The 26,401-nt window shown below is 59.9% G+C and carries 28 protein-coding genes; 11 read left to right on the top strand and 17 right to left on the bottom strand.

Annotated elements, in window-relative coordinates; translation table 11 throughout:
* Positions 1–29: 29 nt before the first annotated feature.
* On the top strand, positions 30–851 hold the full coding sequence (locus tag C8N31_RS07980) for a protein-disulfide reductase DsbD domain-containing protein (protein ID WP_025047952.1): 822 nt from the start codon (positions 30–32) through the stop codon (positions 849–851).
* On the opposite strand, the gene C8N31_RS07975 is transcribed toward C8N31_RS07980, so the two are convergent.
* The 5 genes from C8N31_RS07975 to C8N31_RS07955 form a co-directional block, all read right to left on the bottom strand.
* Positions 848–4,252, bottom strand: a complete 3,405-nt coding sequence (locus C8N31_RS07975; RefSeq protein ID WP_025047953.1) for an efflux RND transporter permease subunit — start codon at positions 4,250–4,252, stop codon at positions 848–850. The two genes, C8N31_RS07980 and C8N31_RS07975, sit on opposite strands and share 4 nt — an antisense overlap.
* 2 nt (positions 4,253–4,254) lie before the next feature.
* Complete coding sequence (locus C8N31_RS07970; protein WP_025047954.1) at positions 4,255–5,721, bottom strand: efflux RND transporter periplasmic adaptor subunit; 1,467 nt, start codon at positions 5,719–5,721, stop codon at positions 4,255–4,257.
* 91 nt (positions 5,722–5,812) lie between these two features.
* Positions 5,813–6,355: a molybdenum cofactor biosynthesis protein B gene (moaB, locus tag C8N31_RS07965; RefSeq protein WP_025047955.1), complete on the bottom strand. Its 543-nt coding sequence runs from the start codon at positions 6,353–6,355 to the stop codon at positions 5,813–5,815.
* Positions 6,352–6,966, bottom strand: a complete 615-nt coding sequence (locus tag C8N31_RS07960; RefSeq protein WP_025047956.1) for a LysE family translocator — start codon at positions 6,964–6,966, stop codon at positions 6,352–6,354. Before C8N31_RS07960 ends, moaB begins: the two co-directional genes overlap by 4 nt.
* Positions 6,963–7,736 (bottom strand): uracil-DNA glycosylase, encoded by a 774-nt coding sequence (locus C8N31_RS07955; protein WP_025047957.1) that lies wholly within the window; start codon positions 7,734–7,736, stop codon positions 6,963–6,965. Before C8N31_RS07955 ends, C8N31_RS07960 begins: the two co-directional genes overlap by 4 nt.
* 150 nt (positions 7,737–7,886) lie before the next feature.
* Between C8N31_RS07955 and C8N31_RS07950 the strand changes: the two genes are divergently transcribed.
* The 7 genes from C8N31_RS07950 to C8N31_RS07920 all read left to right on the top strand — a co-directional run bounded on the left by C8N31_RS07950 (position 7,887) and on the right by C8N31_RS07920 (position 12,849).
* Positions 7,887–8,828, top strand: coding sequence for an aspartate carbamoyltransferase catalytic subunit (locus tag C8N31_RS07950; protein WP_025047958.1), 942 nt, complete (start codon positions 7,887–7,889; stop codon positions 8,826–8,828).
* 42 nt (positions 8,829–8,870) lie between these two features.
* On the top strand, positions 8,871–9,395 hold the full coding sequence (locus C8N31_RS07945; RefSeq protein WP_025047959.1) for a hypothetical protein: 525 nt from the start codon (positions 8,871–8,873) through the stop codon (positions 9,393–9,395).
* A 139-nt stretch (positions 9,396–9,534) separates the two neighbouring features.
* Positions 9,535–9,990 carry a hypothetical protein gene (locus tag C8N31_RS07940; RefSeq protein WP_025047960.1) on the top strand — a complete coding sequence of 152 codons (456 nt, stop codon included), beginning with the start codon at positions 9,535–9,537 and terminating at the stop codon, positions 9,988–9,990.
* A gap of 81 nt (positions 9,991–10,071) precedes the next feature.
* Positions 10,072–11,346 carry a dihydroorotase gene (pyrC, locus tag C8N31_RS07935; protein WP_025047961.1) on the top strand — a complete coding sequence of 425 codons (1,275 nt, stop codon included), beginning with the start codon at positions 10,072–10,074 and terminating at the stop codon, positions 11,344–11,346.
* Positions 11,346–11,954: a glycerol-3-phosphate 1-O-acyltransferase PlsY gene (gene plsY / locus C8N31_RS07930; protein ID WP_025047962.1), complete on the top strand. Its 609-nt coding sequence runs from the start codon at positions 11,346–11,348 to the stop codon at positions 11,952–11,954. Before pyrC ends, plsY begins: the two co-directional genes overlap by 1 nt.
* Positions 11,951–12,229 (top strand): hypothetical protein, encoded by a 279-nt coding sequence (locus tag C8N31_RS07925; RefSeq protein ID WP_025047963.1) that lies wholly within the window; start codon positions 11,951–11,953, stop codon positions 12,227–12,229. Before plsY ends, C8N31_RS07925 begins: the two co-directional genes overlap by 4 nt.
* Positions 12,226–12,849 carry a LysE family translocator gene (locus tag C8N31_RS07920; RefSeq protein ID WP_025047964.1) on the top strand — a complete coding sequence of 208 codons (624 nt, stop codon included), beginning with the start codon at positions 12,226–12,228 and terminating at the stop codon, positions 12,847–12,849. Before C8N31_RS07925 ends, C8N31_RS07920 begins: the two co-directional genes overlap by 4 nt.
* Before the next feature lie 9 nt (positions 12,850–12,858).
* Here the strand turns inward: C8N31_RS07920 and C8N31_RS07915 are convergent, their stop codons facing one another.
* The 3 genes from C8N31_RS07915 to C8N31_RS07905 form a co-directional block, all read right to left on the bottom strand.
* Entirely contained in the window at positions 12,859–14,229 is a 1,371-nt protein-coding gene (locus tag C8N31_RS07915; protein ID WP_025047965.1) for a glutamate--cysteine ligase, read from the bottom strand.
* A 60-nt stretch (positions 14,230–14,289) separates the two neighbouring features.
* Positions 14,290–14,817, bottom strand: a complete 528-nt coding sequence (locus tag C8N31_RS07910) for a hypothetical protein (protein ID WP_025047966.1) — start codon at positions 14,815–14,817, stop codon at positions 14,290–14,292.
* Positions 14,818–14,907: 90 nt separating this feature from the next.
* Positions 14,908–15,636, bottom strand: coding sequence for a 16S rRNA (uracil(1498)-N(3))-methyltransferase (locus C8N31_RS07905; RefSeq protein WP_025047967.1), 729 nt, complete (start codon positions 15,634–15,636; stop codon positions 14,908–14,910).
* 12 nt (positions 15,637–15,648) lie between these two features.
* On the opposite strand from C8N31_RS07905, the gene ubiA reads away from it, so the two are divergent.
* The 3 genes from ubiA (at position 15,649) to C8N31_RS07890 (ending at position 18,905) form a co-directional block, all read left to right on the top strand.
* Positions 15,649–16,623: a 4-hydroxybenzoate octaprenyltransferase gene (gene ubiA / locus C8N31_RS07900; protein ID WP_025047968.1), complete on the top strand. Its 975-nt coding sequence runs from the start codon at positions 15,649–15,651 to the stop codon at positions 16,621–16,623.
* 61 nt (positions 16,624–16,684) lie between these two features.
* Positions 16,685–18,592: an OmpA family protein gene (locus tag C8N31_RS07895; RefSeq protein WP_025047969.1), complete on the top strand. Its 1,908-nt coding sequence runs from the start codon at positions 16,685–16,687 to the stop codon at positions 18,590–18,592.
* Positions 18,579–18,905, top strand: coding sequence for a hypothetical protein (locus C8N31_RS07890; protein ID WP_025047970.1), 327 nt, complete (start codon positions 18,579–18,581; stop codon positions 18,903–18,905). Before C8N31_RS07895 ends, C8N31_RS07890 begins: the two co-directional genes overlap by 14 nt.
* 45 nt (positions 18,906–18,950) lie before the next feature.
* On the opposite strand, the gene C8N31_RS07885 is transcribed toward C8N31_RS07890, so the two are convergent.
* The 9 genes from C8N31_RS07885 to C8N31_RS07845 all read right to left on the bottom strand — a co-directional run bounded on the left by C8N31_RS07885 (position 18,951) and on the right by C8N31_RS07845 (position 26,352).
* The gene (locus C8N31_RS07885; RefSeq protein ID WP_025047971.1) at positions 18,951–19,409 is read right to left on the bottom strand and encodes a thiol-disulfide oxidoreductase DCC family protein; all 459 of its coding nucleotides are present in this window, start codon (positions 19,407–19,409) and stop codon (positions 18,951–18,953) included.
* Positions 19,410–19,497: 88 nt separating this feature from the next.
* Positions 19,498–19,944: a universal stress protein gene (locus tag C8N31_RS07880; RefSeq protein ID WP_025047972.1), complete on the bottom strand. Its 447-nt coding sequence runs from the start codon at positions 19,942–19,944 to the stop codon at positions 19,498–19,500.
* A gap of 108 nt (positions 19,945–20,052) precedes the next feature.
* Positions 20,053–20,496: a molybdenum cofactor biosynthesis protein MoaE gene (locus C8N31_RS07875; protein ID WP_025047973.1), complete on the bottom strand. Its 444-nt coding sequence runs from the start codon at positions 20,494–20,496 to the stop codon at positions 20,053–20,055.
* 3 nt (positions 20,497–20,499) lie between these two features.
* Positions 20,500–20,748: a molybdopterin converting factor subunit 1 gene (gene moaD / locus C8N31_RS07870; RefSeq protein WP_025047974.1), complete on the bottom strand. Its 249-nt coding sequence runs from the start codon at positions 20,746–20,748 to the stop codon at positions 20,500–20,502.
* On the bottom strand, positions 20,745–21,410 hold the full coding sequence (gene pgsA / locus C8N31_RS07865; protein WP_025047975.1) for a CDP-diacylglycerol--glycerol-3-phosphate 3-phosphatidyltransferase: 666 nt from the start codon (positions 21,408–21,410) through the stop codon (positions 20,745–20,747). Before pgsA ends, moaD begins: the two co-directional genes overlap by 4 nt.
* Before the next feature lie 76 nt (positions 21,411–21,486).
* On the bottom strand, positions 21,487–23,352 hold the full coding sequence (gene uvrC, locus C8N31_RS07860) for an excinuclease ABC subunit UvrC (RefSeq protein WP_025047976.1): 1,866 nt from the start codon (positions 23,350–23,352) through the stop codon (positions 21,487–21,489).
* Between the two features lie 288 nt (positions 23,353–23,640).
* A complete protein-coding gene (locus C8N31_RS07855) occupies positions 23,641–24,420 on the bottom strand; it encodes an SDR family oxidoreductase (protein WP_025047977.1) in 780 nt (259 codons plus the stop codon).
* Positions 24,421–24,430: 10 nt separating this feature from the next.
* Entirely contained in the window at positions 24,431–25,387 is a 957-nt protein-coding gene (locus C8N31_RS07850) for a calcium/sodium antiporter (RefSeq protein WP_231476777.1), read from the bottom strand.
* A 167-nt stretch (positions 25,388–25,554) separates the two neighbouring features.
* Positions 25,555–26,352, bottom strand: a complete 798-nt coding sequence (locus C8N31_RS07845) for a S49 family peptidase (RefSeq protein WP_025047980.1) — start codon at positions 26,350–26,352, stop codon at positions 25,555–25,557.
* Positions 26,353–26,401 lie beyond the last annotated feature (49 nt).

The following is a 26,401-nucleotide window of genomic DNA, read 5'->3' as shown; positions in this document are numbered from 1 at the left end:
TGTGACGCCGTATTGTCCCATGTAGGGGTATGATCAAACGTCTATTCAGCTCGCTCGCGCTTTGTGGCGCGATGGCCCTCTTTGCGCCCCTGCCCGCAATGGCGCAGGACGCTTTCGAGATCCCGGTCACCGGCGACATTCTGACCGGATGGCAGCAGGCCGACGGCAGCCGCGTGGCCGCGTTGCGATTGACGTTGCTACCAGGGTGGAAAACCTATTGGCGCACCCCCGGCGATGCGGGTATCCCGCCACAGTTCAATTGGTCGAAATCCGGCAATCTCAAAGCGGTGCGGGTGATCTGGCCCACACCAGAGGTCTTCAGCCAAAGCGGGATGCGCACCATTGGCTATGCCCGCGAACTCGTCTTGCCCTTAGCCATCGCGCCGCGCCGGTCAGGCCAACCGATCAATCTGCATGCCACGCTGGACATTGGCGTATGCAGCGACATCTGCGTGCCGCAACAACTGACCCTGAGCGCAACCTTGGACAGCACCTCAACCAAGCCAACCCCGGTGATTGCCGCCGCTTTGGCGTCGCGGCCTTATTCGGCCAAGGAGGCGGGCGTCAAATCCGCCACCTGCGCCCTGCGGCCGACGTCAGATGGATTGCAAATCACCGCCACACTGACCTTGCCCCACGCGGGCGGCAAAGAGGTTGTGGTGTTTGAAACCCCGAACCCCGACCTGTGGATGAGCGAAACCCGCGCAAGCCGGTCTGGCAGAACGCTGACGGTTCAGGCGGAACTGGCCTCGGTCAGCGGCAGCGCATTGGCCGTCAACCGCTCGGAGATGGTGATCACCGTGCTGGGAAAAAAACACTCGGTTGAGATCAAAGGCTGCGCACCAGGTTAAGCGGCCTGCCGCTTGCGTCCACCGATGGTATAAACCGCGATCCCCCCGGCATAGCCCGCCAAGGCCACCACCAACGCACCGGCAACAAACGCCGCCAAGGCCCCGCTCATCGCTTTGAGGCTGGCGAGCATCGGCAACAGCGCCAACACCTGCGGATGCACAGCGCCCTGCCATGCAGCCCAGCCCAGCGTCACCGCCCCCCATGCAGCGATCAACGACCACAGCACCAACAAACCCCAGCGTAGGCTGCGCACCGGCGCTGCCGTTCCGCGCCGCATCGCGGCGATCTGGCGGGCCACGTCATGCTGCGCGGCCACCAGTGCAGGCACCACCAGCAACACCAGCAGCATCCCGAAGCCCAAACCATAAACCAGAGTGATCACCGTCGGTTTAAGGAATTGCGCCTGCTGGCTTTGCTCATACAGCAGCGGCGCCATGCCCAGAACCGTGGTCATCGTCGTCAACATCACAGGCCGCAACCGATCAGCCGCGCCATCAATGATCGACGGGATCAAACCGCGCGTCTTGGCGTATTCGTCAATCGTTGTGACCAAAACGATGGAATCGTTGATGATAATGCCTGTCATTCCCAGCAGGCCAACCACTGTGAACATGCTCAACGGCACCTCCCACAGAGCATGGCCATAGATTGTGCCGACCAATCCAAACGGAATGATCGCCATCACCACCAAGGGCCGGGTCCATGATCCAAAGATCCACGCCAGAACAAGGAAAATCCCGGTCAGACACAGGATCAATCCGGTCAATGCATCGCTCAGGAACGCGTCTTCCTGCTCGCTCAACCCGGCCAGACGGAATTCAACCTGCAATTCGGAGGCAATGCGCGGCAAGATGTCATTCTGCAAGGCCTCACCAATTTCGCTGGCGCGGGCGGGGTCGTCTTCGGAAATGTCGCCGGTCACCGAGATCAGCCGAATGCCGTTCTCACGCCGCACTGTACTGAACCCGGTGCGCCGTTCCACGCTGACGATATCGGCCAGCGGCACGTATTGACCCGCAGGGGTGCGCATCTGGGTACGGTCCAGAAAATCGGCGGTCAGCTCGCCTTTGGGCAGTTCAACGCGGATCGCAGCGGAACGTGGCCCATCGGGATAGGTCGCGGCCTCGATCCCGCCCAAACGGTTGCGCAAGGCCCGGCCCAGCGTGTCGATGGTAAAGCCAAGCGCCTGTCCCTGTGCCGTCAGATCGAGGATCAACTCCTCTTTGTCATAGGCCAGATTGTCCTGAACCGCGCTGACTTCCGGATATTGCCGCAGCGCCGATTGCAGCGCCTCTGATGCGGCCTTGAGCGTATCTGTATCCGCCCCGTAAAACTGCACGTCCAGCGCATCCCCTCCGGGGCCGGACCGCCACCCCCGAAAGCTGACCGTTTCGGCCAGTGGATGCTGCACCACACGGTCCTGAAGCTCTCCGACAAAAGCAAAGCTGGAATAAGGGCGCAAATCGGCATCGATCAATTCAATGGAAATGCCGCCCAGCAGATCGTTGTCTTTGCCATCGGCCACCGCCAGCCCATAGCCCGAATTGCCGCCCGTTTGCGCGATGACATAATCCAGCGGATTCACCCCGTGGCGCTCTTCATACTCTGCGCCAAGAGCCTCTGTTGCGCGCTGCATCTCGCGCATCATCTCAAGCGTATCGGCACGAGTTGCACCCTCTGCCATGGCAAAATTGCCGGTAACAGAGCCACGCTCGGGCGCATTAAAGAACCGCCACTGGACATCACCGTTGATGAACAGCGCCACCTGCGAGGCCAAAATCGCGATCACCCCGGCCAGCACCACATACCGCCCTCGGATCACCCCAGCCATAAACGGGCGGAACAGGTTTTCACGCAGCCAGACAAAGCCAATATTGGTGATACGGCTGGGCAGATCATACCAATGCTGCTTGGCTGCCGCCCGCATGGCGTGGGCCATATGGTTGGGCAGGATCAAGAAACATTCGACCAGCGAGGCCGCCAAAACCGCAATCACCGTGAAAGGAATATCGCGGATCAAATCGCCAAAGCGCCCGCCCACAGCGACCAACCCAAAGAAGGCGATGATGGTGGTCAAAGTCGCCGCAAACACCGGCATTGCCATGCGCCGCGCGGCGTTCTCCGCCGCTTGCATCGCCCCTTCGCCAAGTGCGCGATAGCGGTGATCGGCGTGTTCACCCACCACAATCGCATCGTCCACGACAATGCCCAGCGTGATAATCAGCCCAAAAAGCGAGATCATGTTCAGCGTCAAACCCGCCGCATACATCAGCGCAATCGCCGCCCCCATCGCCACGGGAATGCCTGCCGCAACCCAGAACGCGGTGCGCGCATTGAGGAACAAAAACAGCAGCCCAACGACCAACCCAAGCCCCATTAGGCCATTGTCGATCAGCAAATCCAGACGCCCGGTGATTGCCTCGGCGCGGGTGCGGATCAGCTCCACCGTGACAGAGGCCGGCAAGCCCGCCTGCAATTCAGCGGCGACCTGTTCTACCCGTTCTTGAATGGCGATAGCATCGCCCCTGTCAGAGCGGTCAACCCGGATCGACATCGCCGGGTCCGGCCCGACAAAAAAGCTGCGTTCGCGGTCCACGCCTTGGGTGCGAACGAGCGCGACATCACCAATGGTCAATTTTGACCCGTCAGGATTAGACCGCAGGACAATGCCAGCAATCTCCGCCGCGCTGCGTTTGGCGGTGCCTGTCCGCACCCGCGCGTTCGCGCCGCTCACATCCCCCGCTGGATCGGCGTCGACCTCGGCGGCAATGGCGCTGGCGATATCTGCCATGGACACGTCAAACGCAATCAGCTTGGCCGAGGGCACCTCGACCAATGTTTCTGGCGCGGCGACCCCTTGGATGGTGGTGCGCGTGACGCCCGCCGCAAAGAGACGCGTTACAAATTCATCGGCAAAACGGCCCAGTTGCGCGGGGGCAATCGGGCCGGTGATCACCACATCTGTGACCCTGTCCCGCCAAGCGCCGCGCCGCACGTTGGGGTCTTCGGCATCATCGGGCAGTGTCGTAATGGCATCGACCGCCGTCTGCACATCCGCCGCCGCGCGGGCCATGTCCCAGCCCGGCTCAAAATCCAGCGTCACCACACCGCGCCCTTCGCGCGAGGTGCTGTTGGAACTTTCGACACCCTCAACACCCAGCAAAGCAGGCTCAAGTACCTGCACGATGGCCTCGTCCACATCTTCGGCCCCGGCCCCGCTCCACAGCGTTGTCACAGAGACATTGTCGATGATCACATCAGGAAAGAACTGCGCGCGCATATTGGGCGCGGCGGCAAATCCGGCCACCAAAAGCACCACCAGCAACAGGTTCGCCGCCGTGGCATGGCGGGTGAAATAGGACAGGATGCCCCCTGCCGCAGATCCGATGGGCCGTGCCATAGCTAGCCCCCCATGCGGCTTTCAATGCGAGCCACCATGCGGGCGGGCACCTGCGGTTTTGACAATTGTGCCAACACCCGTGCTTTGGCCTCTTTTGGCATCCGTTTGTTCCCCTCGACAAATGCCACAAGCCGGGCGCGGCGTTCTTCGGTCAACTCAAGCATTTCAGGTTCGTCCGGCGGCGCAGTGGCCGCGCCATCCGCGCCGCGCCGCAATGGTTTCACCGCGATCCCTGCGCCAAGCAGGGGTGAGCGTGCCTCAACAACCTCACGGCCAAGGATCGGCCCGCGCACCAGCACATCATCGCCCTGATTGCGCAGCACCGTAACTTGCACCGCCTCAAGCCGGTCTTCGGCGTTCAGCACCAGAACCTCGCCGCCCGCATCCACCGCCGAGGCGGGCAAGCGCACAACGCCAGGCAGCTCTGGCTCCCGCACCTGAACGGTCACAAAATCGCCCGGCTTGAACCCCGGCGCACTGCCCAGGGCCGCAAAGATCAGGCGTCCAGTAGACCCTTCACCCGCCGCAGCGGCAGCACGGCTGATCCGGCCTTTTGCTGTCAGATCCACACCGGCGACATCCAGAATCACATCCACATCCGCACGGATCAACCCGCCTTGATCATCCAACAATCGCGCAAATTGCGCGGTCGACAGCCGGAAAGACACTTCCAGATCATCGGGATCAATCAGCTCCGCCAGCCGTTCATTGGCAGAGACCAAGCGCCCCACCACGACATTGGTCGAAGACAACGTGCCATCAAAGGGCGCGGTCAAAGTGGTATCCTCAAGCCGCCGCCGCGCCTCGGCCAGCGCAATGCGCGAGCGTGCCAATCCTGTTGCGGCCTGATCCACACGGGTTTGACCCTGCGCCAGCGCCTGCCGCCGTGACAGCACCGCCTGCTGCGCGGCTGAGACCGCCAGTTCAGCGGTTTCGGTTGCTGCTGTGGTGCCCACGCCCCGCTCGGCCAGATCTTGTTGCCGGATCAACGCGCGTTCGCGCAAGCTCGCCTGATCTTCGGCTGCGGCCAACTCATCACGGGCCAAGGCAAGATTGCGATCCGCGTCGCGCACGGCGGCTTCGGCATCGGACAGATCATTGGACGCGCGGTCCACCGCAGATTGCGCATCTGCCGGGTCCAGCTGCACCAGCTCTTGCCCGGCCACAACTGTGCCGCCGTCCTCAAACCCTTCGGCCAACCCGATCACACGGCCACTGCCTGCCGCGCGAAGTTCCAGCAATCGGCGGCTTTGCACCTCGCCAAAGCTTTGCAAAACCGGGGTCACATCCTGTGCCTGTGCCATTTGCACGTTCACGGCAAACACCCGTTCCCGCGCTGGCGGGGCCTTGGCCTCATCGGCAAGGCGTTCGCGCAGGGCACCGCCCACCAAAGACACGGCATAGGCCAGCAGGCCAAACGTCAGCGCCGCCAGAAACAGACCGATCATGCTTTGTCTCAGAAACCGCATCGCTATCCCATCACCTGCGGACATGCGCCGCTCATTTAACCTAGTGGCCCGTACACAAAAGCCAAGTCACAAGGTGATACGGGGGCCCGCGTTACTTCCGTCGTTTGTGTTCATCCAAACGCGGCATAATTTCCACAAAGTTGCACGGCCGGTGCCGATAATCGAGCTGTTTGCACAAAATCTCGTCCCAGGCATCCTTGCAGGCCCCCGGCGATCCAGGCAGCGCAAAGAGATAGGTGCCATTGGACACGCCGCCCGTGGCGCGGCTTTGCACGGCGGAGGTGCCGATCTTTTGCATCGACACAATGGTAAAGACCGTCCCGAAGGCTTCGATCTCTTTTTCGTAAACATCCCGGTGCGCCTCAACGGTCACATCGCGGCCGGTCAATCCCGTACCACCGGTGCTGATCACCACATCAATATCGCCGTCCGCGCACCATGTCCGCAGCTGATCTGCGATCAATTTGCGTTCGTCGCGCACGATGTTGCGTTCTTTCAAGGTGTGCCCTGCCGCCTCGATCCGCGCGGCCAGAACATCGCCGGATTTGTCGTCTGCCAACGCCCGCGTGTCCGACACGGTTAGCACCGCAATACGGACAGGGACAAACTCCATGGTTTCGTCAATTCTGCTCATGTTCGCTCCATCAGGGCCAATCGCGCCGCAAGCGCGACAAAAATTCCGCTGGTGATCCAGCTTAACGCGCGGCTGCCCGAGGCCACACGCCGACCAACACCACCTGCGAAGACGCCGACAGCGGCGTTAATGAAAAAGCCAAACAGCCCGATGATCGAACCAAAAATCAGGAACTGCAGCAAGACGCTGCCCGCTTCGGGCTTCACAAACTGCGGCAAGAACGCCAGCACAAAGAAGATCAGCTTGGGATTGGTCAGATTCACGATAAATCCCGTTGCAAAGGCCCGCGCAGGACGCAGCGCTGCCGCCTTATGCTGCGCTCCACCATGGCTGCGCAGGGACTGCACCGCCAGGAACAGCAAATAGGCCACGCCCGCCCAGCGGATCGCATCAAACGCCCAAGGCACCGCCGCGATCACCGCGCCAAGGCCCAGCCCCGCCAGCAAAACATGCACCATCGACCCCGCCGAAATGCCCGCGCTCGCCGCAACTGCCGCCCTTGGCCCAGAGCGCAGCCCCTGCCCGAGACAAAACATCATATCCGCCCCCGGCGTCAGGTTCAGCGCCAGAGAGGCAGGCACAAACGCGGCCAATGTCAGCAGATCAATCATTTGGTCAATCGCCCCTTCAGGCTTAACAAATCTGCCCATGCCTCCCGCTTGGCATCTGTATTGCGCAGCAGATATGCGGGATGGAACATCGGGATCACGGGCAAGCCCGCCGCCTCGGCCCATTGACCGCGCAAGCGGGTTATTCCGCGTTTGTTCAATAGCGCCTGACAGGCATGATTGCCCACCGCCACCAACACCTCGGGCTTGGCCAGCGCGATATGCCGCAGCAAAAACGGGCGCATCATCGCGATCTCTTCGGGCTTGGGGTCGCGGTTTTGCGGCGGCCGCCAAGGCAGAACATTGGTGATATAAATCGGCGCATCCGCATTGGCCCGCCCCATGTCAATCGCGCCAAACATCCGGTCCAGCAATTGACCGGCGCGGCCCACAAAGGGCTTACCTGCACGGTCTTCGTCCCGGCCCGGCGCCTCTCCCACAATCATCACGCGGGCTCCTGCGATACCGTCAGAAAACACAAGGTTCCGCGCACCTTTCTTGAGATCGCACAGCTCAAACCGGGCGAGCGCCTCTTGCAGTTCCGGCAAGGATTGCGCGGCCTGCGCCGCCCGCTCAGCCTCTGCAACGGCATCCACCTCGACGGGGGCGACGATGCCCGGCTGGACGCCAGCAGCAACCGCTTTTTTTGGCTTTTCAACCGCGGCGGGCACCTCATAGCGGTTGACCGGCGCATCGCAGATCGCCTCTGTCGCGCCCAGTTCGACCTGCCAGTCCAGCAGGGCCAGATCATGATGAAAATTCACTGATTCCATGCACCCAACTTACGCCTGCGGCGACGGGAACCAAAACCCCTGTTCGACATGCGGCAATTTGCGCAGGAACAGGGCCGCCGCCCCTCAATCACCTTGCCGCGCAGGGCAATGCCCGCCTATAAGGCCGCAACGCTGCAAAAGGGTCTGCCCATGTCCTTCCCCCACCGTCACCTGCTTGGCATTGAGCCGCTGTCCCCGCCAGATATCACCGCCATTCTGGACCGCGCCGATTTTTATGCCGATCTGAACCGGCAGGCGGACAAGCACAACGACGTGCTGGCGGGCATGACCCAGATCAACATGTTCTTTGAAAACTCGACCCGCACGCAGGCCAGCTTTGAGATCGCGGGCAAACGGCTCGGCGCGGATGTGATGAACATGGCGATGCAGGCCTCGTCGATCAAAAAGGGCGAAACGCTGATTGATACGGCGCTGACACTGAACGCGATGCATCCCGACCTTCTGGTGGTGCGCCATCCGCAATCGGGCGCGGTTGATCTGCTGGCGCAAAAGGTAAACTGTGCTGTGTTGAACGCCGGTGACGGGCGCCACGAGCACCCGACGCAGGCTTTGCTGGATGCCTTGACCATCCGCCGGGCCAAGGGCCGGTTGCACCGTCTGTCCATCGCGATCTGCGGCGATATCGCCCACAGCCGCGTGGCCCGGTCGAACATCATGTTGCTGGGCAAGATGGAGAATCGCATCCGCCTGATTGGCCCGCCCACCTTGATGCCATCGCAAATCGGTGAATTTGGCGTCGAAGTCTTTGATGACATGGCCGAGGGCCTGAAAGATGTGGACGTGGTGATGATGCTGCGCCTGCAGAAAGAACGCATGGATGGCGGTTTCATTCCGTCCGAGCGGGAGTACTATCACCGCTACGGGCTGGACGCCGAAAAACTGGCCCACGCCAAGCCCGATGCCATCGTCATGCACCCCGGCCCAATGAACCGCGGCGTTGAGATTGACGGCACCCTTGCCGATGACATCAATCGCAGCGTTATTCAGGATCAGGTCGAGATGGGCGTGGCCGTACGGATGGCCGCGATGGACCTTCTGGCACAAAACATTCGGAACGCACGAGCCGCCTAGGCGTTGTGTTCGTGACACCGGACACATCAAAGGAGCAGCGCCATGAGGACGATTGACATCCCCCGCAACGAACACGGGCAGGTCAGAGTGTTCTCGGTTTCGCTGCCTGATGGGGCAGCACAAACGCTTGAGAACCCCGGATCGCTGTCGACAATGCTGGGCGCGGAGGTGGATCCCAAGGGCGTCGAAGTCATCCGCATTGCAGATCTCGATCAAATTGGGCTGCTGGGCTATCTGCGCGAAGGTCTGGACGTACAATCCGAGACGCTGGATCGCGATGCGGCCAAACTGGCCGCGCTGGATGGGTGGGTGATGCTGGTCTATTCCACGGCCTTTCGCGGCAAAGCGGCCGTGCTGAACCCCGCATTGCAACTGACCTTAATTGGCACTTACGGCGAAACAAAACCTGCGCAACCCGAAGGTCCGCTGACCAGCGAGGCCGCCGCGCCTTACAGTGGTCACGCACAAACCACACCGCCTAATCCGGCGGGCGGACGCGGCGCGGGCGCGATGGTCGTGGCCGGATTGATCGTTTTGGGCGCCTTGATTTTGTGGTGGGCGCTGTGACAGGTATCGCACCACTGGCGCAGCGCGGCACATTCCGCTAAGACCTGCCCATGCAAGAACCCAAACCCGATCCCAAAATGTCCGGCCGCATCGCGATGATCGCGCTACTGGTGGCCTTTGGCGTGGTCGGCATGATGTTGTGGATCGGGTAGACCCCATTGCGCAATGGCGGCCCGCGCCCAAAGCGATCCTGCGGCGTATTGCGATTGTCACCGCGCTGACGGCACTCGGGTTGCAACTGCCCGCAGGTCTTGCGCTGGCCTTTTCCGAAACGCCCTATAACGAGATGCTCCGCCTCGGGTCCGGTTGGTCATTGCTTGCGACAGCCGGTCTTGTCGGTGTCTTCGCCATTGAAGATTTGGCCGCATGGCGCAGGCGCCGCCGCGAGGTTTGGCAGCTGACGGCTGCCGCCTTGATTTATGACGGCCCCGAAGGCCATGGGCAGGTGGCCCTGAGCGATATTACAACCCTGCGCAAACAATGGCTGTCGCGTGTTGTCGTGACATTGCGAAACGGCCAGTCTGTCGTGATCCGCGATCTGGCTCACCCTGCCGAGGTCGTGGCGCAGATCAAGGCAGCGCAAACCGCGCTTTGATCATCGCTCACGACATCCCCTCTTGGTTTGAACCGGTTTTTCAGGCAAGAGGGCGCAACTCCATATACGCGAAGGCCCGCCATGACCCTGCATTTCACCAATGCCAAGCTGATTGACCCAGACGCCGGACAGATCATCACCGGGGGTTTGACGGTTTCGGGGGGTAAAATTCTGCAAATTGGCGAGGATACGGCCCCGAAAGGGGCGGACGTCATCGACTGTGGCGGCCAATACCTTGCCCCCGGCATTGTCGATCTTGGGGTCAAAGTTTGCGAGCCGGGTGAGCGTCACAAAGAAAGCTATCGTTCCGCCGGGCAGGCCGCAGCAGCAGGCGGCGTCACAACGATGATCACGCGCCCCGACACAGACCCCGCCATCGACAGCCCTGAAGTGCTCGAATTTGTCACCCGCCGCGCCAATGAGGCAGCGCCGGTCAATGTGGTGCCAATGGCCGCCCTGACCAAAGGCCGCGCGGGCCGTGAAATGACCGAGATCGGGTTTTTGATGGATGCAGGCGCCGCTGCCTTTACCGATTGCGATCACGTTGTGACTGACACCAAGGTGTTTGGCCGTGCATTGACCTATGCCCGCAGCCTTGGCGCCTTGGTCATCGCCCACCCGCAAGAGCCGATCCTGAGCAAAGGCGCCGCTGCCACATCGGGCAAATTTGCCTCGGTGCGCGGATTGCCTGCTGTCTCGCCGATGGCAGAGCGTATGGGGCTGGACCGCGACATCGCCTTGATCGAAATGACCGGCGCAAAATATCACGCCGACCAGATCACCACGGCCCGCGCCCTGCCCGCATTGGAACGGGCCAAAGCCAACGGGCTGGACATCACGGCAGGTGTGGGCATTCACCACCTGACGCTCAATGCGCTGGACGTGGCCGATTACAGGACGTTTTTCAAACTCAAACCGCCCCTGCGCGACGAAGAGGACCGCCTTGCGGTCGCCCATGCTGTCGCCAGTGGTTTGATTGACATCATCTGTTCAATGCACACCCCGCAGGACGAAGAATCCAAACGGCTGCCGTTCGAAGAGGCTGCCTCCGGCGCGGTTGGGCTAGAGACTTTTTTGCCCGCCGCCATGCGTCTGGTTCACGCCGAGGTAATGGATTTGCCAACGCTCTGGCGCGCAATGTCGCTGAACCCGGCCAAGCGGCTTGGCCTGCCCGCCGGACGATTGCAAGCCGGTGCCCCGGCCGATCTGGTGCTGTTCAACCCCGATGCGCCTTTTGTGATGGACCGCAGCTCGCTGCGCTCCAAGTCGCTCAACACGCCATTTGACGGGATGCGGATGCAGGGTAAGGTGCTGAAAACCTTTGTTGCAGGCAATTGCGTATTTGAGGCCCACTGATGCCAGAGATTATCTCCTCTCCCCTTATTCTGACGGTTTGGGCCCTGCTGGGGTATCTGATCGGGTCCATCCCGTTTGGGATGATCCTCGCGCGTGTGATGAACCTGGGAAACCTACGTGATATCGGATCTGGCAACATCGGCGCGACCAATGTCTTGCGCACCGGCAACAAGACCGCCGCGGCGCTGACCCTGCTGTTTGACGGCGGCAAAGGCGCAGTGGCCGTCCTATTGGCCCGCGCAATGGTCGGCGAGGATGCCGCACAGATAGCTGCGATTGCCGCGATGCTGGGGCATTGCTATCCGATCTGGCTCCGCTTTAAGGGCGGCAAAGGTGTGGCGACATTGCTCGGCCTGCTATTGGCACTCGCCTGGCCTGTCGGGGTTGGGTGCTGCATTGCATGGCTGATCGGCGCCTTTAGCACACGAATTTCCTCAATGGGCGCATTGGCAGCGGCGGCGGCATCGACGTTTTTGATGGTCCTGCTCAACTTTGGGCAGATGGTTGTTCTGGGCGTGGCTCTGACCTTGCTGATCTACTGGCGGCACCGCGCCAATATCAAACGCATCCGATCCGGCGAAGAACCCAAGATTGGCCAAAAGGGGTGAAACCCCCCGATGATGTCGCGGCACATCTCGACGCCATTCCCATCGGCGCAGGCACCGGACATTACAACAATCGCCGATATCTCGTAACCCGCAGCCTCTTCGCGGCAGGAAAATCGCAAAAACTGGTGGCACAGGAACTGGGTGGGCCGGACTATATCAGCCTGAATTTCTACGCGCCCAAGGACGGTCCCCGGCTTTACCCTTGCGAAATGCCTGCCGAAAAGGTCATCTCATTCCTGCGCGGCTACCGCCCAGACCCGAAAGAGCCAACATGACTGATGTAAACCTCCCTGTGATCCTCTTTGCCGCGTTTATCGCCGCAGGCAGCCCCGGCCCCGCCACCTTGGCCATTGCAGGCACATCCATGTCATCGGGGAGGCGGTCCGGGCTGGCGCTGGCGTCGGGCGTGACCACCGGATCTTTCATGTGGTCCATCGCGGCGGCCTTTGGCCTTGGAGCAGTGATGTCCGCCAATGTCTGGGTGTTTGAGGTCGTCCGCTATATCGGCGCGGCCTACCTGATGTGGCTGGCGGTGAAATCCGCCCGCGCCGCTTGGATGGGTAACAAGATCACCACCAAGCCGCTGCCCAAAACCACCCCGCGCCGCGCCTATGCCAAGGGGCTGGCCCTGCATCTGACAAACCCCAAAGCGGTCCTGTTTTTCGGGGCGCTATACGCCATCGGCATCCCGCCCGGCACCGCGCCCAGCGCCCTGATCACCGTGATCGCAGCGGTCGGCGTGCAAAGCCTGCTGATGTTCCACCTCTATGCGCTGATCTTTTCATCCGCGCCGATGACCGCCGCCTACACCCGCGCCAAACGAGGGTTTGAGGGGTTCTTTGCACTGGCCTTTGGCGCGATTGCGATCAAGGTGCTCACGACGCGGGTAGGTTAGAGCGGGCGGTTAGTAACTGTACTCGGCATAAATCCGGTCCAGATCGCCGCCCCATTTGCCGTGGTAGTCTTCCAAAAGCTCATCCGCTGGCACCTTGCCGCTTTCGATGCTTTCTTTCAGCGCATTCAGGAAATGTGTCTCATCCGGCACCAGACCACCCGCGCCCGTACGGCGGCGCGCGCGCAGCCCCATATCAGACAACATCACAGCCTCATGGGCGATGTCATGCATCTTGATACCGTCCACTTCGGCTTGCAGTCCGTGCACTGACGCGGCAATGCGCAAGGCATCGCGCTGCTCGGCGGTCCAACCCTTGACCAGATCCCATGCCGCATCCAGCGCGTTCTGATCATACATCAGACCTACCCAGAATGCCGGCAGGGCGCACAGCCGCCGCCAAGGGCCACCATCGGCCCCGCGCATTTCGATAAACTTTTTCATCCGCGCCTCGGGAAAGGCTGTGGTCAGATGATCGGCCCAATCGCTGAGCGTTGGTGTTTCGCCGGGCAAGGCAGGCAATTTGCCTTCCATAAAGTCACGGAAAGACATGCCAAGCGCATCGATATACTGGCCATCGCGATAGACAAAATACATCGGCACATCGAGTGCATAATCCACCCAGCGTTCAAAGCCAAAGCCATCCTCAAACACAAAGGGCAACATCCCGGTGCGGGCACCATCCAGATCACGCCAAACCCGGCTGCGCCAGGATTTGTGGCCATTGGGTTTGCCCTCAAAGAACGGTGAATTGGCAAACAGGGCGGTCGCCACCGGCTGCAGGGCCAGCGCCACGCGCATCTTCTTGACCATGTCAGCCTCGGACCCGAAATCAAGGTTGACCTGCACCGTACAGGTCCGGCGCATCATCACCCGGCCCATGGTGCCAACCTTGGTCATATAGTCGTTCATCAACTTGTAGCGGCCCTTGGGCATCAGATCCATCTGCTCGTGGGTCCAGACCGGGGCCGCGCCCAGACCGATCCAGCCAACACCGATCTCATCGGCCACATCCTTGACCTGCTTAAGATGCGTGTTCACCTCGTCGCAGGTTTCATGAATGGTCTCGACCGGCGCACCGGACAATTCCAACTGCCCTCCCGGCTCAAGCGAGATATTCGCGCCGTCTTTCTCAAGGCCGATCAGTTTACCGCCCTCTTCGACAGGAGCCCAATTGTGCCGGTCGCGTAGCCCTTCCAGCATCACGCGGATGGACCGTTCTCCCTCATAAGGCAGCGGCAAAAGCGTGTCTTTGCAATAGCCAAACTTCTCGTGTTCGGTGCCAATGCGCCAATCTTCCTTGGGTTTACAGCCGTCCGCAAGATATTGCGCAAGCTGGTCGCGATGTTCGATCGGGCCACCGCCGGATTGAGGAATGGACATATTAAAGGCTCCGATATTGGCTCTGTGCTTCCGAAGGGATGCGGGGAATTGCGAGGGGTGTCAATGCAGCTGCTGCGGGTTTTGCCCCGGTGGGCCGCGCCGCCAGATCACAACCGCTTGATGGGAATTTGCGTTCAACATGCTGAGCATCCGCTCGGTGCGCAGCCCCGGCAGCGTCGCAAATGCATCAAAAAGCGCCTCCGCCCCCGCCGCATTCACCGGGATCAACAAGGCAGGCTGCCCTCGCTGGGTCAGTCGCCAATGCGCCGGAAACATCGCCCCGTCCAAGGTCAGGCTGTCCATCTCGCGCAGGGCCACTGTGCCCCCGGTCAACGGGCCAAAATAGCTCACCTGCCCCTCGTCCACCTGCACCGCGCCCGCGCCGCCATCCGCCCCGCGAAACCGCCCGCGCTGCACACCCAGCCAAGCCAGCGCAACACCGCCAAGGATCAAAGCATAACCGGGGATCGCCAGCAAAAGCCCCGGCCCCGCCACCATCCAGATACCGATAAGGACAACACCGGTCGCCGCGATCACTTCGCGCCAACGCCACAGCTGCGCCCGTGCCTCTGGTCTGAAAAAACTCATCGCAAACTGCCCATCTTCATTTGGCTAAAAAAACCTCCACGGGGGTCTGGGGGTGTGAAACCCCCAGTGCTTGCAAAGAATACTTCGCCCTCACGCCCAATCGCCCATGGACTGTTGCCAAAGCGTCATCGCCGCCACCGCCGCCGTGTCCGCACGCAAAATCCGCGGACCAAGGCGCACCGCATGTGCCGCCTCCAGCCGCTGCAACCTGCCACGCTCACGCTCTGAAAATCCGCCTTCGGGTCCAATCAGAATGGCCCAGGGTCCAGTGTCTGCGCCCGCCAGCCCCGCCGCACCGCCGTTTTGTGCCAATGCCTCGTCACAAAACATGATCCGGCGCTCCGGGCGCCAGCCGTCCAGCAGACGGTCGAACTTCACCGCTTCGGCCACCTCGGGCACAAATGTGCCGCCACATTGCTCTGCCGCTTCAACGGCATGGGCTTGCAAGCGATCGCGTTGCACCCGTCCAGCATTGGTAAAATCCGTCATAACCGGCACAATTCGCGCCGCGCCCATCTCGGCGGCTTTTTCCACGATGAAATCGGTTCGGGCCTTTTTGATCGGGGCAAACATCAGCCATAGATCGGGGGGCATCTGCAAGTCCCGCGTTTGCACATCGCAAACCAGAATACCGCCCCGCTTGCCCGCCTCCACTACATCCGCCCGCCATTCGCCATCGCGGCCATTAAACAGCAGCACCTGCGCCCCAACAGCCAGTCGCATCACCCCAAAAAGGTAGTGCGCCTGCGCTTTGTCCAAAGGAACCGATTGCCCCGGCCCCAGTGGGTGATCTACATAAAGTCTGATTTTTGCACTCATGGGCCAAGATATATGCAAGACCACCCGCCTTCGCCAGATGCACCGGACGATCAAACTGTGGCAGACGCCCCGGCAGACAATTGGGTGGACAAATACGCGCCCGCCGCGGCCCGCCCCTATCTACAGCTCAGCCGCGCGGATCGGCCTATTGGAACATGGCTTTTGTTGCTGCCGTGCTGGTGGGGTTTGGCGCTGGCGATCTTGTTTGATCAATCTCTCCGCTGGGAGGATCTGTGGATCTTTGTCGGCTGCGGCATGGGCGCTTGGCTGATGCGCGGTGCGGGCTGCACTTGGAATGATATCACCGATCGCAAATTTGATGCGCAGGTCGCCCGCACCCGGTCCCGGCCGATCCCGTCAGGGCGCGTCACTGCGCGGCAAGCTTTGGTCTGGATGTTTGCGCAGATCATTCTCGCCGCATTGATACTGTTCACTTTCAATCACGCGGCGATCTCGCTTGGGGTTTTGTCATTGATCCCCGTGGTGATTTACCCCTTCGCAAAGCGGTTTACATGGTGGCCACAGGTGTTTCTGGGTGTCGCTTTCAACTGGGGCGCTTTGCTGGTCTGGACAGCACATACCGGCAGCCTCGGATCGCCTGCTCTTTTGCTTTATGGCGCGGGCATCGCCTGGACGTTGTTCTACGATACCATCTACGCCCATCAAGACACCGAGGATGACGCGTTGATCGGGGTCAAATCCACCGCCCGCCTGTTTGGCGAGAACACATCACAATGGTTGCGCCGGTTCTTGATGGCCACTGTTGGCCTGATGGGGCTGGCCGTGGTCTTTGCCGCATTGCCCAATGCCTCGGTTCTAGCGATGGTTATTGCCCTTGCCGGACCTTGGGCGATGGGATGGCATATGGCGTGGCAATTGCGCGGGCTCGACATCCATGATCCCGCAAAAATGCTGCAACTTTTTCGCGTCAACCGCGATACCGGCATGATCCCGCTTGTGTTTTTTGCCGCAAGCCTGCTGGCGTGATTGCACCCCCGCGCCTGCGGGCGTATCAAAGGCTGACCTTGAACTGTACAGAAGTTGACGCATGCGCCTGTCCGCTCTTTTGATCATCAGCCTGACGTTTACCGCTGCGGCGGTTGTTTCGCTGGTTGCCGCCAACTTTTCCGTCAAACTGATTGAGGAATCCTCCGAAATCGGGGTGCGCGATGCGCTGGATGACAATGCCATGACCTGGGCCGAAGTGCAGGCCGATGGCCTTCAGGTCACACTTTCGGGGATCGCCCCGACAGAGGCGATCCGCTTTCGGGCGTTGACCACCGCAGGGTCGATTGTTGATGCCGCGCGGGTGATCGACGAAATGGAGGTAGAAGCCCAAGCTGCTCTTGCAGCGCCCCGCTTTTCTGCCGAAGTGCTGCGCAACGACAGCGGCATTTCCATCATCGGTCTGGTTCCCGCCAGCACGGACCGCGCGGCGACCGTAAAAAGGTTTACCAAAGTGGCCGGAGACGCGGATGTCACCGATCTGCTAGAAGCAGCCGATTATCCCGCCCCACCCGGCTGGGAAGAGGCGCTGGCTTTTGCCATCAACGCCATTGCCCAATTGCCCCGCGCCAAAGCATCAGTTGAGGCCGGGCATGTTTCGATCACCGCCATTTCCGACAGCCCGGAGGCCAAAGCCGCGATTGAAGCCAAGTTGCGCCGCGCCGCGCCGCCCAACCTGACGCTGGTTATGGATATCGCCGCACCGCGCCCGGTGATCACGCCTTTCGCCCTGCGCTTTGGCATTGACGAAAACGGTGCCCGTTTTGATGCCTGTTCCGCCGACACTGAAGAGGCCCGTATCCGTATTCTCGCGACAGGCACCCGCGCCGGTGTCACTGGCACTGCCCGCTGTACCGTTGGCCTTGGCGTACCCAGTCCAAACTGGGGCAAGGCCGTCACACAAGCCATCGAAGCTGTGCAACGTCTGGAAGGTGGCTCCGTCACATTCGCCGATGCCGACATCACCTTGGTGGCCCTGCCCGGCGCCGATCAAGCCCTATTTGACCGTGTTGTCGGTGAGTTGGAAACCAGCCTGCCCGAAGTGTTTGCCCTCAAGGCGAAGTTGCCCAAAGTCGAAGACCCCAACGCCGGTCCGCCCGAATTTACAGCCACGCTTAGCCCCGAAGGCCAAGTGCAATTGCGGGGCCGCGTCAGCGATCAAACCCTGCGCGAACTGGCCGACAGCTATGCCAAAGCGCGGTTCGGGTCTGACAAGGTCTATACCGCCGCCCGTATCGCAGAGAACCTGCCCGGCGACTGGACGCCGCGCGTTCTGACGGGGCTCGAAGCTTTGGCCGCATTGAACAACGGCGCGGTGACCGTCACCCCAGATAGCCTTTCGGTGACCGGCAACACCGGCAACCCTGATGCCAGCACCGAGATTGCCTCACTTTTGTCCGACAAACTGGGCGAAGGGGCCGATTACACAATCGACGTGGCCTATCAGGAAAAACTTGATCCCGTGCTGGGCCTGCCCACGCCGGACGAATGCGAGGCCGAGATCGGCGAAGTGCTGAAGGTGGGCAAGATCAACTTTGAACCGGGCAGTGCAACCATTGATGCCTCGGCCCTTGGCACCATGGATGACATTGCGGAAATCCTCAAACGCTGCGGGGATCTGCCATTGGAAATTCAGGGCCACACAGACAGCCAGGGCCGCGAAAGCATGAACCTCGCCCTCAGCCAAAGCCGCGCAGAATCTGTTCTAAACGAATTGCGGGCCCGCCGCGTTCTGACCGGATCTTTCAATGCCCAAGGCTATGGCGAGGCCACACCCATTGCCGACAACAAAACCGAAGCAGGCCGCGAGGCCAACCGGCGCATTGAATTCAAATTGATCCGCCCCGATACGGTTGCCGTTCCCGAAGAAACAACGCTGGAAAGTATCGCGGAATCGGGCGATACACCGGAAGCATCCGACGCAGAAGGCCCATCCGATGAGCAGAACTGAATTTGTCCTCGCCACCGCGATTATTCTTTTTGTTGCCTTTTGTCTCGGCTGGTTTGCCAATTGGCTTTTGCACCGGTTTACCCGCGTGGCCGCCGGTGACGTTGAACAACTTGACCGGATGAGCCAGGAACTGCACGAAGCGGAAGAGACCCGTGATCAGGCGATCACGTATCTGCAGCAACGTGAGGCAGAGCTGACCAACCAACTGTCCCAGACCGAAGCCGAATTGCGGGCCGCGATGGATGGATTGCGCGATGCGCGTCACGAGGCCGAAGAAATGCGCGCCTATATTGATCGCCAAAAGGGCGCTTGAGCGCAGCAAGGCTGTCACGCACCACAGCCCCCGATCAGGGCAGTTTCACTTGATCAGTCTTTTCCGAACTTCCGGGTCAGGAACAAAACACAGGTTCGCCGTTCCGAACCAACGATACCGGTTGCGCGCTACAAATCGGTAAAGGACGTTCCGCACTGGACGGGGCAGAATCAGAACAACACTTAAGCTGCGCCAGATACCGCCGAGCCGCCGACCCACATGCGCCAAGGCATCCAGCCCGGAATAGGCGCGGCCCTCCTCCAAAAAGAGCCAAGAGTTTGGGTCGTCGGGGTCAAGGCCATAGTGCTGCATCAATGCTGCCCCAAGATCCGATTGCAGTGGGACAATCCGAAACTCACCGCGGTGATCATTGCGGGCAATCCACATCGCACTGCGTGCGCAAAGGGCACAGTTTGCGTCCATAACACAGACCGGCCCCTCATCAGAAAACGCCGGAACATCCTGCGCATCCCGATAGGAATATTGAGTGTTTCTTAGTGTCATGGCCGAACATGTGCCGTGCAACGGCAGAAAAATCAACAACTTTTGGTTGTCCTCACTGCAACCGCTGCAAGATTAACGGTTAGCTGGCTCAAGCAACCGTCAAACAGGCACATTTTGCGTGGTGGGCCACATGGGCCGATGTGCTGCCCATCATCAATGCAGTCAGATTGCCCAAGCCGCGCCGCCCCGTCACAATCAGATCAGCGCCAACCGCATTGGCACAATCCAGCATATCATGTGCCGGATCGCCGCCGCCGACATGAGGCACCAGTTTTGCACCACCTGCCGCATCAGCAATGGACTGTGCCTGAGCGAAGACCTTGTCCGAGGCCTCTTTGATTTCTTCGGGTTTGGGCATCGTCGTCGCCACATGATATCCGGCCACGGCCCCCAAAGCGAAAGCGACCGTTTCATGCACAGGTGTATGTGACAGATGAACTGCCGAACCGTACTTCTGCGCGAGGTCGCAAGCCACTTTAAGCGCATTCTGCGACGGCTCGGACCCGTCAAAACCGACTACGATATTGCTAAACATATTTCATCTCCCTTTTGCTGCGTTATCAACAGTATGCCGCAATAAAGGCGGCATCACCTTGATCCACATCAACAGAGATTTACTATATATTTTTCAGACGCTTGCGCGTTACCAACGGCCCAGCGCATCCTCGTCTTCGTCCTTTGACGCAACCCAATCTGCCCCTTGTGCCGTGACTTCCCGCTTCCAGAACGGGGCGCGCGATTTGAGGTAATCCATCAAGAATTCCGCCGCCTCAAAGGCATCCTTGCGGTGCCGTGCGGCGGTGGCGACCATCATGATCATCTCACCGGGGTACAGCGGCCCATAGCGGTGGATCACCAGAACATCGCCCAGCGAAAACCGTGCAACAGCGGTTTGTGCCATCTCGCGCAGGGCGCTTTCCGTCATTCCGGGATAATGTTCGATTTCCATGACCTCAAGCGGATCATCCGGCAGATCCCGCACAAGGCCTGTAAAGGTCACAATCGCGCCCATATCAGTATGGCCTTGGGCAAAGTCAGTGCTTTCTTTGCCCAGATCAAATGGCGCGTCCTGAACCGAGATACGCATCCGCTAGCCACCCGTCATTGGCGGGAAGAATGCCACTTCGCGTGCGCCGTCCAGCGACGCGTCAAAATCTGTAAGGGTCTGATCGACTGCAACGCGCAGCGCGGTCAGATCGGAAAACGCCAGATCATAGCGATCTTCGCGGGCCCGCAATTCGGCAACCAGATCCGCAACTGTCTTGGCCTCGGTTTCGATCTTCTCGCGCGGCAGGCCAATGCGTTCACGGACCCATGCAAAATACAGAACGTCTATCATTGTCCCTCCCGAAGATGTGGCAGCGCCTTGCGCAGGTAATCAAAACCGGTGACCGCCGTCAGTGCGGCCGCGATCCACAACAACCACAGGCCAAGCCATCCAGCCCATTCCATGCCTTCCAGCTTCCAACGCAAGCCAAGCACGTCCTCTTCCTCGCCGTTCAGAACCGCATCAATCATCGCCTCGTCCATGCCAAAGACCGACATGCCGAGGTAATGTTCAAAAACGCCCTGAGCGAAAAGGACCGTGATCGCGGTCATCTGAAAGGTGGTTTTCCATTTGGCCAGTTGCGTGACCTTCAGCGTCCCCGCCACATCGCCAAGGAACTCGCGCAGCCCCGAGACGAACACCTCGCGGAACAAGATCACGGTGGACGGCAGGATCAGCCAAGGCGACCAGCTTGAAAATGCGATGATCACCATGAGCGCAATCACCACCATCGCCTTGTCGGCAATCGGGTCCAGCATCGCACCCAGCTTGGTTTCCTGTTTCCACGCCCGTGCCAGATAGCCGTCAAACCAATCGGTGATCGCCGCAGACAGGAACAGGATCAGCGCAAACCAATCCGCATAAGGCCGGGTGAAATACAAAAACATCACCGCCACGCCGGGCGCAGCGACCAAACGCAGGACAGTCAGGATATTGGGCAGATTCCACTTCATGTCGGCACCCTACAGTGACCTTTCAGGACGTAAAAGCATCAAGATTGCCCCAAAGGCAGCCAAGGGCACCAGGCCACTACCCGCGCTCATGGAAAAAAGCGTAAATCGTTTCGGCCAAGGCATCTGAAACACCATCAACAGCCTTCAGATCGCTGAGTGCCGCGCGGCCAACCGCCTTGGCCGAGCCGAAATGCGCAAGCAGCGCCCGCTTGCGGGCCGCACCCACACCGGGCACATCATCCAACGGGGTTGCGCCCACGGCCTTGGCCCGTTTGGCGCGGTGCGTGCCAATGGCAAAACGGTGGGCCTCATCGCGCATGCGCTGCACAAAGTACAGCACCGGATCATTGTGGCGTAGGGCCATCGGGCGTTTGCCGACACGGTGGAATTCTTCCTTGCCGGCATCGCGGTCCACACCTTTGGCCACGCCGACCATCGGAATGTCCTCAACCCCGTATTCGCGCATGATCGAGGCAACTGCGCTGACCTGCCCTGCCCCACCATCAATCAAAAGCAGATCCGGCCACATGCCCTGACTGCGATCGGGATCTTCTTTGATCAGCCGTTTGAACCGGCGGGTTAGCACCTCTTTCATCATGCCAAAGTCATCGCCGGGGGTCAGATCGTCACCTCGAATGTTGAACTTGCGGTATTGGTTTTTCATAAACCCGTCCGGCCCGGACACGATCATCCCGCCAACCGCATTGGTCCCTTGAATATGCGAGTTGTCGTAGACCTCGATCCGCTGCGGTGGTTCGGGCAGATCAAAGGCATCCATCAACCCCTGAAGCAGTTTCGTCTGCGTAGCGGTTTCCGCCATCTTGCGGGCCAGAGATTCCCTTGCGTTGCGCAGGGCGCCATCGACCAGATCGGCCTTTTCACCGCGTTTCGGCACGATCAGTTCAACTTTACGGCCCAGCTTACCAGTCAAAGCGTCCGCCATCAGATCGGGGCTTTCAATCTCGTTGCTGAGGATCAATTGGCGCGGCGGCTCGCGGGTGTCGTAGAACTGGCCAATAAAGGCCTCAAGCACCTCGGCCGCATCCACATCGGCACCAACGCGTGGATAATAGTCGCGGTTTCCCCAGTTTTGATTGGCGCGGATGAAAAACACCTGCACACAGGCCTGACCACTGTCCATATGCAGCGCGATGATATCGGCCTCAGACACGCCTTTTGGGTTGATGCCCTGTGCGGTCTGCACCTGCGTCAGAGCTTTGATCCGGTCCCGCAAGGCAGCCGCCCGTTCAAACTCCATCTCTTCGGAGGCGGCGGACATCTCACTGGCCAGACGGGCCTGAATATCGGTGGTTTTGCCCGACAGGAACTTTTCCGCATCCCGCACTGTCTGGCGGTATTCCTCGGGACTGACCTTGCCCACGCAAGGGGCCGAACACCGTTTGATCTGATGTTGCAGACAGGGGCGTGTCCGGCTTTCGAACATGGCGTTGGAACAATCGCGCAGCAAGAACACCCGCTGCAATTGGTTCAACGTCCTGTTGACCGCACCGGCGCTGGCGAAGGGGCCATAATAGCTGCCTTTTTCCTTTTTTGCGCCGCGATGTTTCTTAATCTGCGGATAATCGTGATCTGCCGTCACCAGAATATTGGGAAAGCTTTTGTCGTCGCGCAGCAGCACGTTGAACTTCGGCTTGAGCTGTTTGATCAGGTTCTGCTCAAGCAGCAGCGCTTCTGTCTCTGTCTTGGTGGTCAGAAACATCATCGACGCAGTGTTGGCGATCATTCGCGAAATGCGCCCTGAATGGCCAGTGGGGCGGGCATAGCTGCTGACCCGCGCCCGCAAATTGCGAGCCTTACCAACATAAAGAACACGGCTTTCGCTATCGAGCATCCGGTAAACACCGGGCGATGCATCAATGGTCTTGAGGTACCCCTGAATAACCTCATTTCCAGTTTTTGGAATGTCCGATTCGCTGTTCATTGGCTCCGCCTGATTCTTAGCCTTTGCTGCAACAGGAAGCCGCAGTTAACAAGTGTGAACATACCCACGGAACTTGTGGATAAGTCTGATGATAACTTCTGATCAACGCAGTTTTCTCTTTGTTTTCGGCAGGGTTCGTCGATTTGCCTAAGAATTAGGCACTATGTTAAGGCACTGCAATTAAAGGATATTTTTTTGATCATTCGTCCAAATTATTGAAATCGCTTGATTTTCGCAACAAAACTGCAATCTTTGCGTGTCCGGTGCAGAACTTTCCCGCCGCGTTGGTTACTCGACCCCAAGAACATCCGGTGTTTTCCAGCCCAGATGCTGCCCGCCATCCACACAAAGCAGCTGACCGGTGACCGCAGGCTCGTTCAAAAAGTAGCTGAGCGCCGAGGTGATTCCCTTGGCATCCGCACCGCGCTGCAAAACCGTATTGCGCCGCTGCGCCGCGAAATGCGCGTCGCTTTGGCGGCTGCCTTGCAAGGTAGGCCCCGGCCCGATCGCATTCACCCGGATCGCGGGGGCAAGCGCCTGCGCGGTGGTTTGGGTCATCGCCCAGAGGCCCATCTTGGCCAGCGTATAGGTCATGAACTCAGGCGTCAGCTTGCGCACCCGTTGATCCACCATATTGACGATCAGGCCGGTGGCCTGCGGCTCACCATTCTCATCAAGCTCCGGCGCAAGCTTCTGCGCGGCCATGGCCTGTGTCAGCACAAATGGTGCCCGCAGATTGCTGCCCAAATGCCGGTCCCAGCTTTCAAGCGTCGCGGATTGCACGGTGTCATATTCAAAGATCGACGCGTTGTTGACCAGACAGGTGATTGGCCCACCCAGCGCCTCAACCGCCCGAGGGAAAAGCGACTGCATCTGGTCCTCGTCCAACAAATCCGCCTGCAGCGCCACGGCGCGGCCACCTGCGGCCTCAATCAGCCGAACGGTTTCATCGGCCCCATCCGCAGAGCTGGCATAGTGCACCGCCACGTCAAAGCCCTGCGCTGCAAGCTCAAGCGCCATAGCGCGGCCCAAACGATGCCCTGCCCCTGTTACCAATGCGCCTTTCATGGCGGCCTCCTCAGATCAAAACAACAATCAGATAGAGGGCATATAGGGCGCTTAGGGCAATTCCCCACAGACGGGTGATGTCCATTTTCAAATATACAAACGGGATCAGCAGCAACGATGCGCCCAGCATCACCCACAGATCAAACCGCAAGAACTCAGGATCAACCGAGATTGGCCCGACCAGCGAGGCAATCCCGATAATGGCCAGAAGATTGAACATGTTCGACCCGATGACATTACCCAATGCCACATCGGCCTGACGGCGCAGCGCAGCCATCACTGTTGTCGCCAGTTCCGGCAAGGATGTCCCGATTGCAACAAGCGTGAGGCCAATGACCGTGTCGCTCACGCCGTAGGCCTGTGCAATCACGGTGGCGTTGTCCACCAAGAGCCCCGCACCAACCGGTAACCCGATCAGCCCGAGCACCAGAAAAACCACGATCTGCCATCCCGGCATATCCGGATCTGCGCCTTCGGGTTCTTCATCCTCGTCCGGTTCACCTTTGCAGGCATTGCGGTGCGCTTTGGCATCACGGAACGCATCGGCCAGCACATAGGCCAACCCGCCGAGCAGCACCAAACCGGCCAACCAGTCAAACACACCGCGAAACGCCAGTGCGATAAACAGGATCGAAGCTGCGATCATGAAATTGTAGGTCTTGCGGGTGCGGCATTCGGATGTGTGCATCGTCGCCAAAAGCGCCGGAATACCCAAAACCAATAGAATATTGGCGGTGTTCGACCCCACCACATTGCCCAGCGCAATACCGGGGGCATCGTCCAGAATGGCTTTGATCGAAATCAACAGCTCAGGCGCGGAGGTGCCAAAAGCCACAATCGTCAGACTGACAATCAAGGCTGGGACACCCAGCCGCAGCGACAGGTTCACCGCCCCTTTGACCAGCGCGTCACCCGCAAGCAGCAGGATCAACAACCCCAAACCCGACAGCAGCCATGGCATCACCATCAGCTTTTTCCTCCGCAGCTACAGGGGCCTTTGCCGATGCGATAGCGCCCGCAAGACCGGCATTTGGTCTGCGAAAACCGCTTGCCGCCGATCCAGTGCATTTTGCCGAACCATGCCAGCACGCCCATAAAGACGAGGAAGAGAAGGACGATTTTGAAAACCATGCGTTACAGTCCAAACCGCGCAAATGCGGCGCGTTCCTCTATGCCGTGAACGGCGTCCTGCACCATCTGCATGCCAAACCGTGACATCAATCCGCGTCGAACGCCATAGCGGCGCAGTTTGACCTTATCGCCAAAGCGGTCCTTCAAAACCGGCAGCAGATGGCCAATACCATCTATCAGGCCCAGTTCCTGCGCCCGCCGGGCCAGCCAAATCTCACCGGTAAACAGATCAAGGTCCGCAGGCAGCTTGTCGCCGCGCCGATCTTTTATGTGGTCGATGAAATTGGCGTGAATATCCTCAAGCAAGGTCTTCAGCCGCGCGACATCCTCGGGGTTTTCGGGGCGGAACGGGTCCAGCATGGATTTGGATTTACCGGCAGTATAGACGCGCCGTTCGACCCCGTGTTCCTTGATAAACTCATGCACACCAAAGGAGGCAGAGATCACCCCGATCGAGCCGACAACCGAACTGGGATCGGCATAAATCTCATCTGCTGCCGCAGCGAGCCAATACCCGCCAGAGGCTGCGACATCCTCGACAAAGGCGATCACAGGTATCTCTTTTTCCGCCGCCAGCCGCCGGATGCGTGCGCCGATCAGTGACGATTGCACCGGACTGCCGCCTGGTGAATTCAACTCAAGCGCAACCGCGTCAGGCTTGCCCTTGGCAAATGCTTTTTCAATGACAGGGGCAAGGGTTGCGTCATTCAACGCCCCGCGCCCCTGTGTGCCGATCACGCCAGAGAGGCGGATCACGGCAACAGTCGGATCGGATTTAAGGAAGGGCAGCCATCGTTTCATGACAACCCATGTAGAGCGGCCAGCCGCCGCAAACAAGGCGGCTGGCAAA

The sequence above is a fragment of the Sulfitobacter mediterraneus genome (assembly GCF_003054325.1).
In the GTDB taxonomy this organism is placed as follows: domain Bacteria; phylum Pseudomonadota; class Alphaproteobacteria; order Rhodobacterales; family Rhodobacteraceae; genus Sulfitobacter; species Sulfitobacter mediterraneus.
This window is presented reverse-complemented; position numbering and strand designations above follow the sequence as displayed.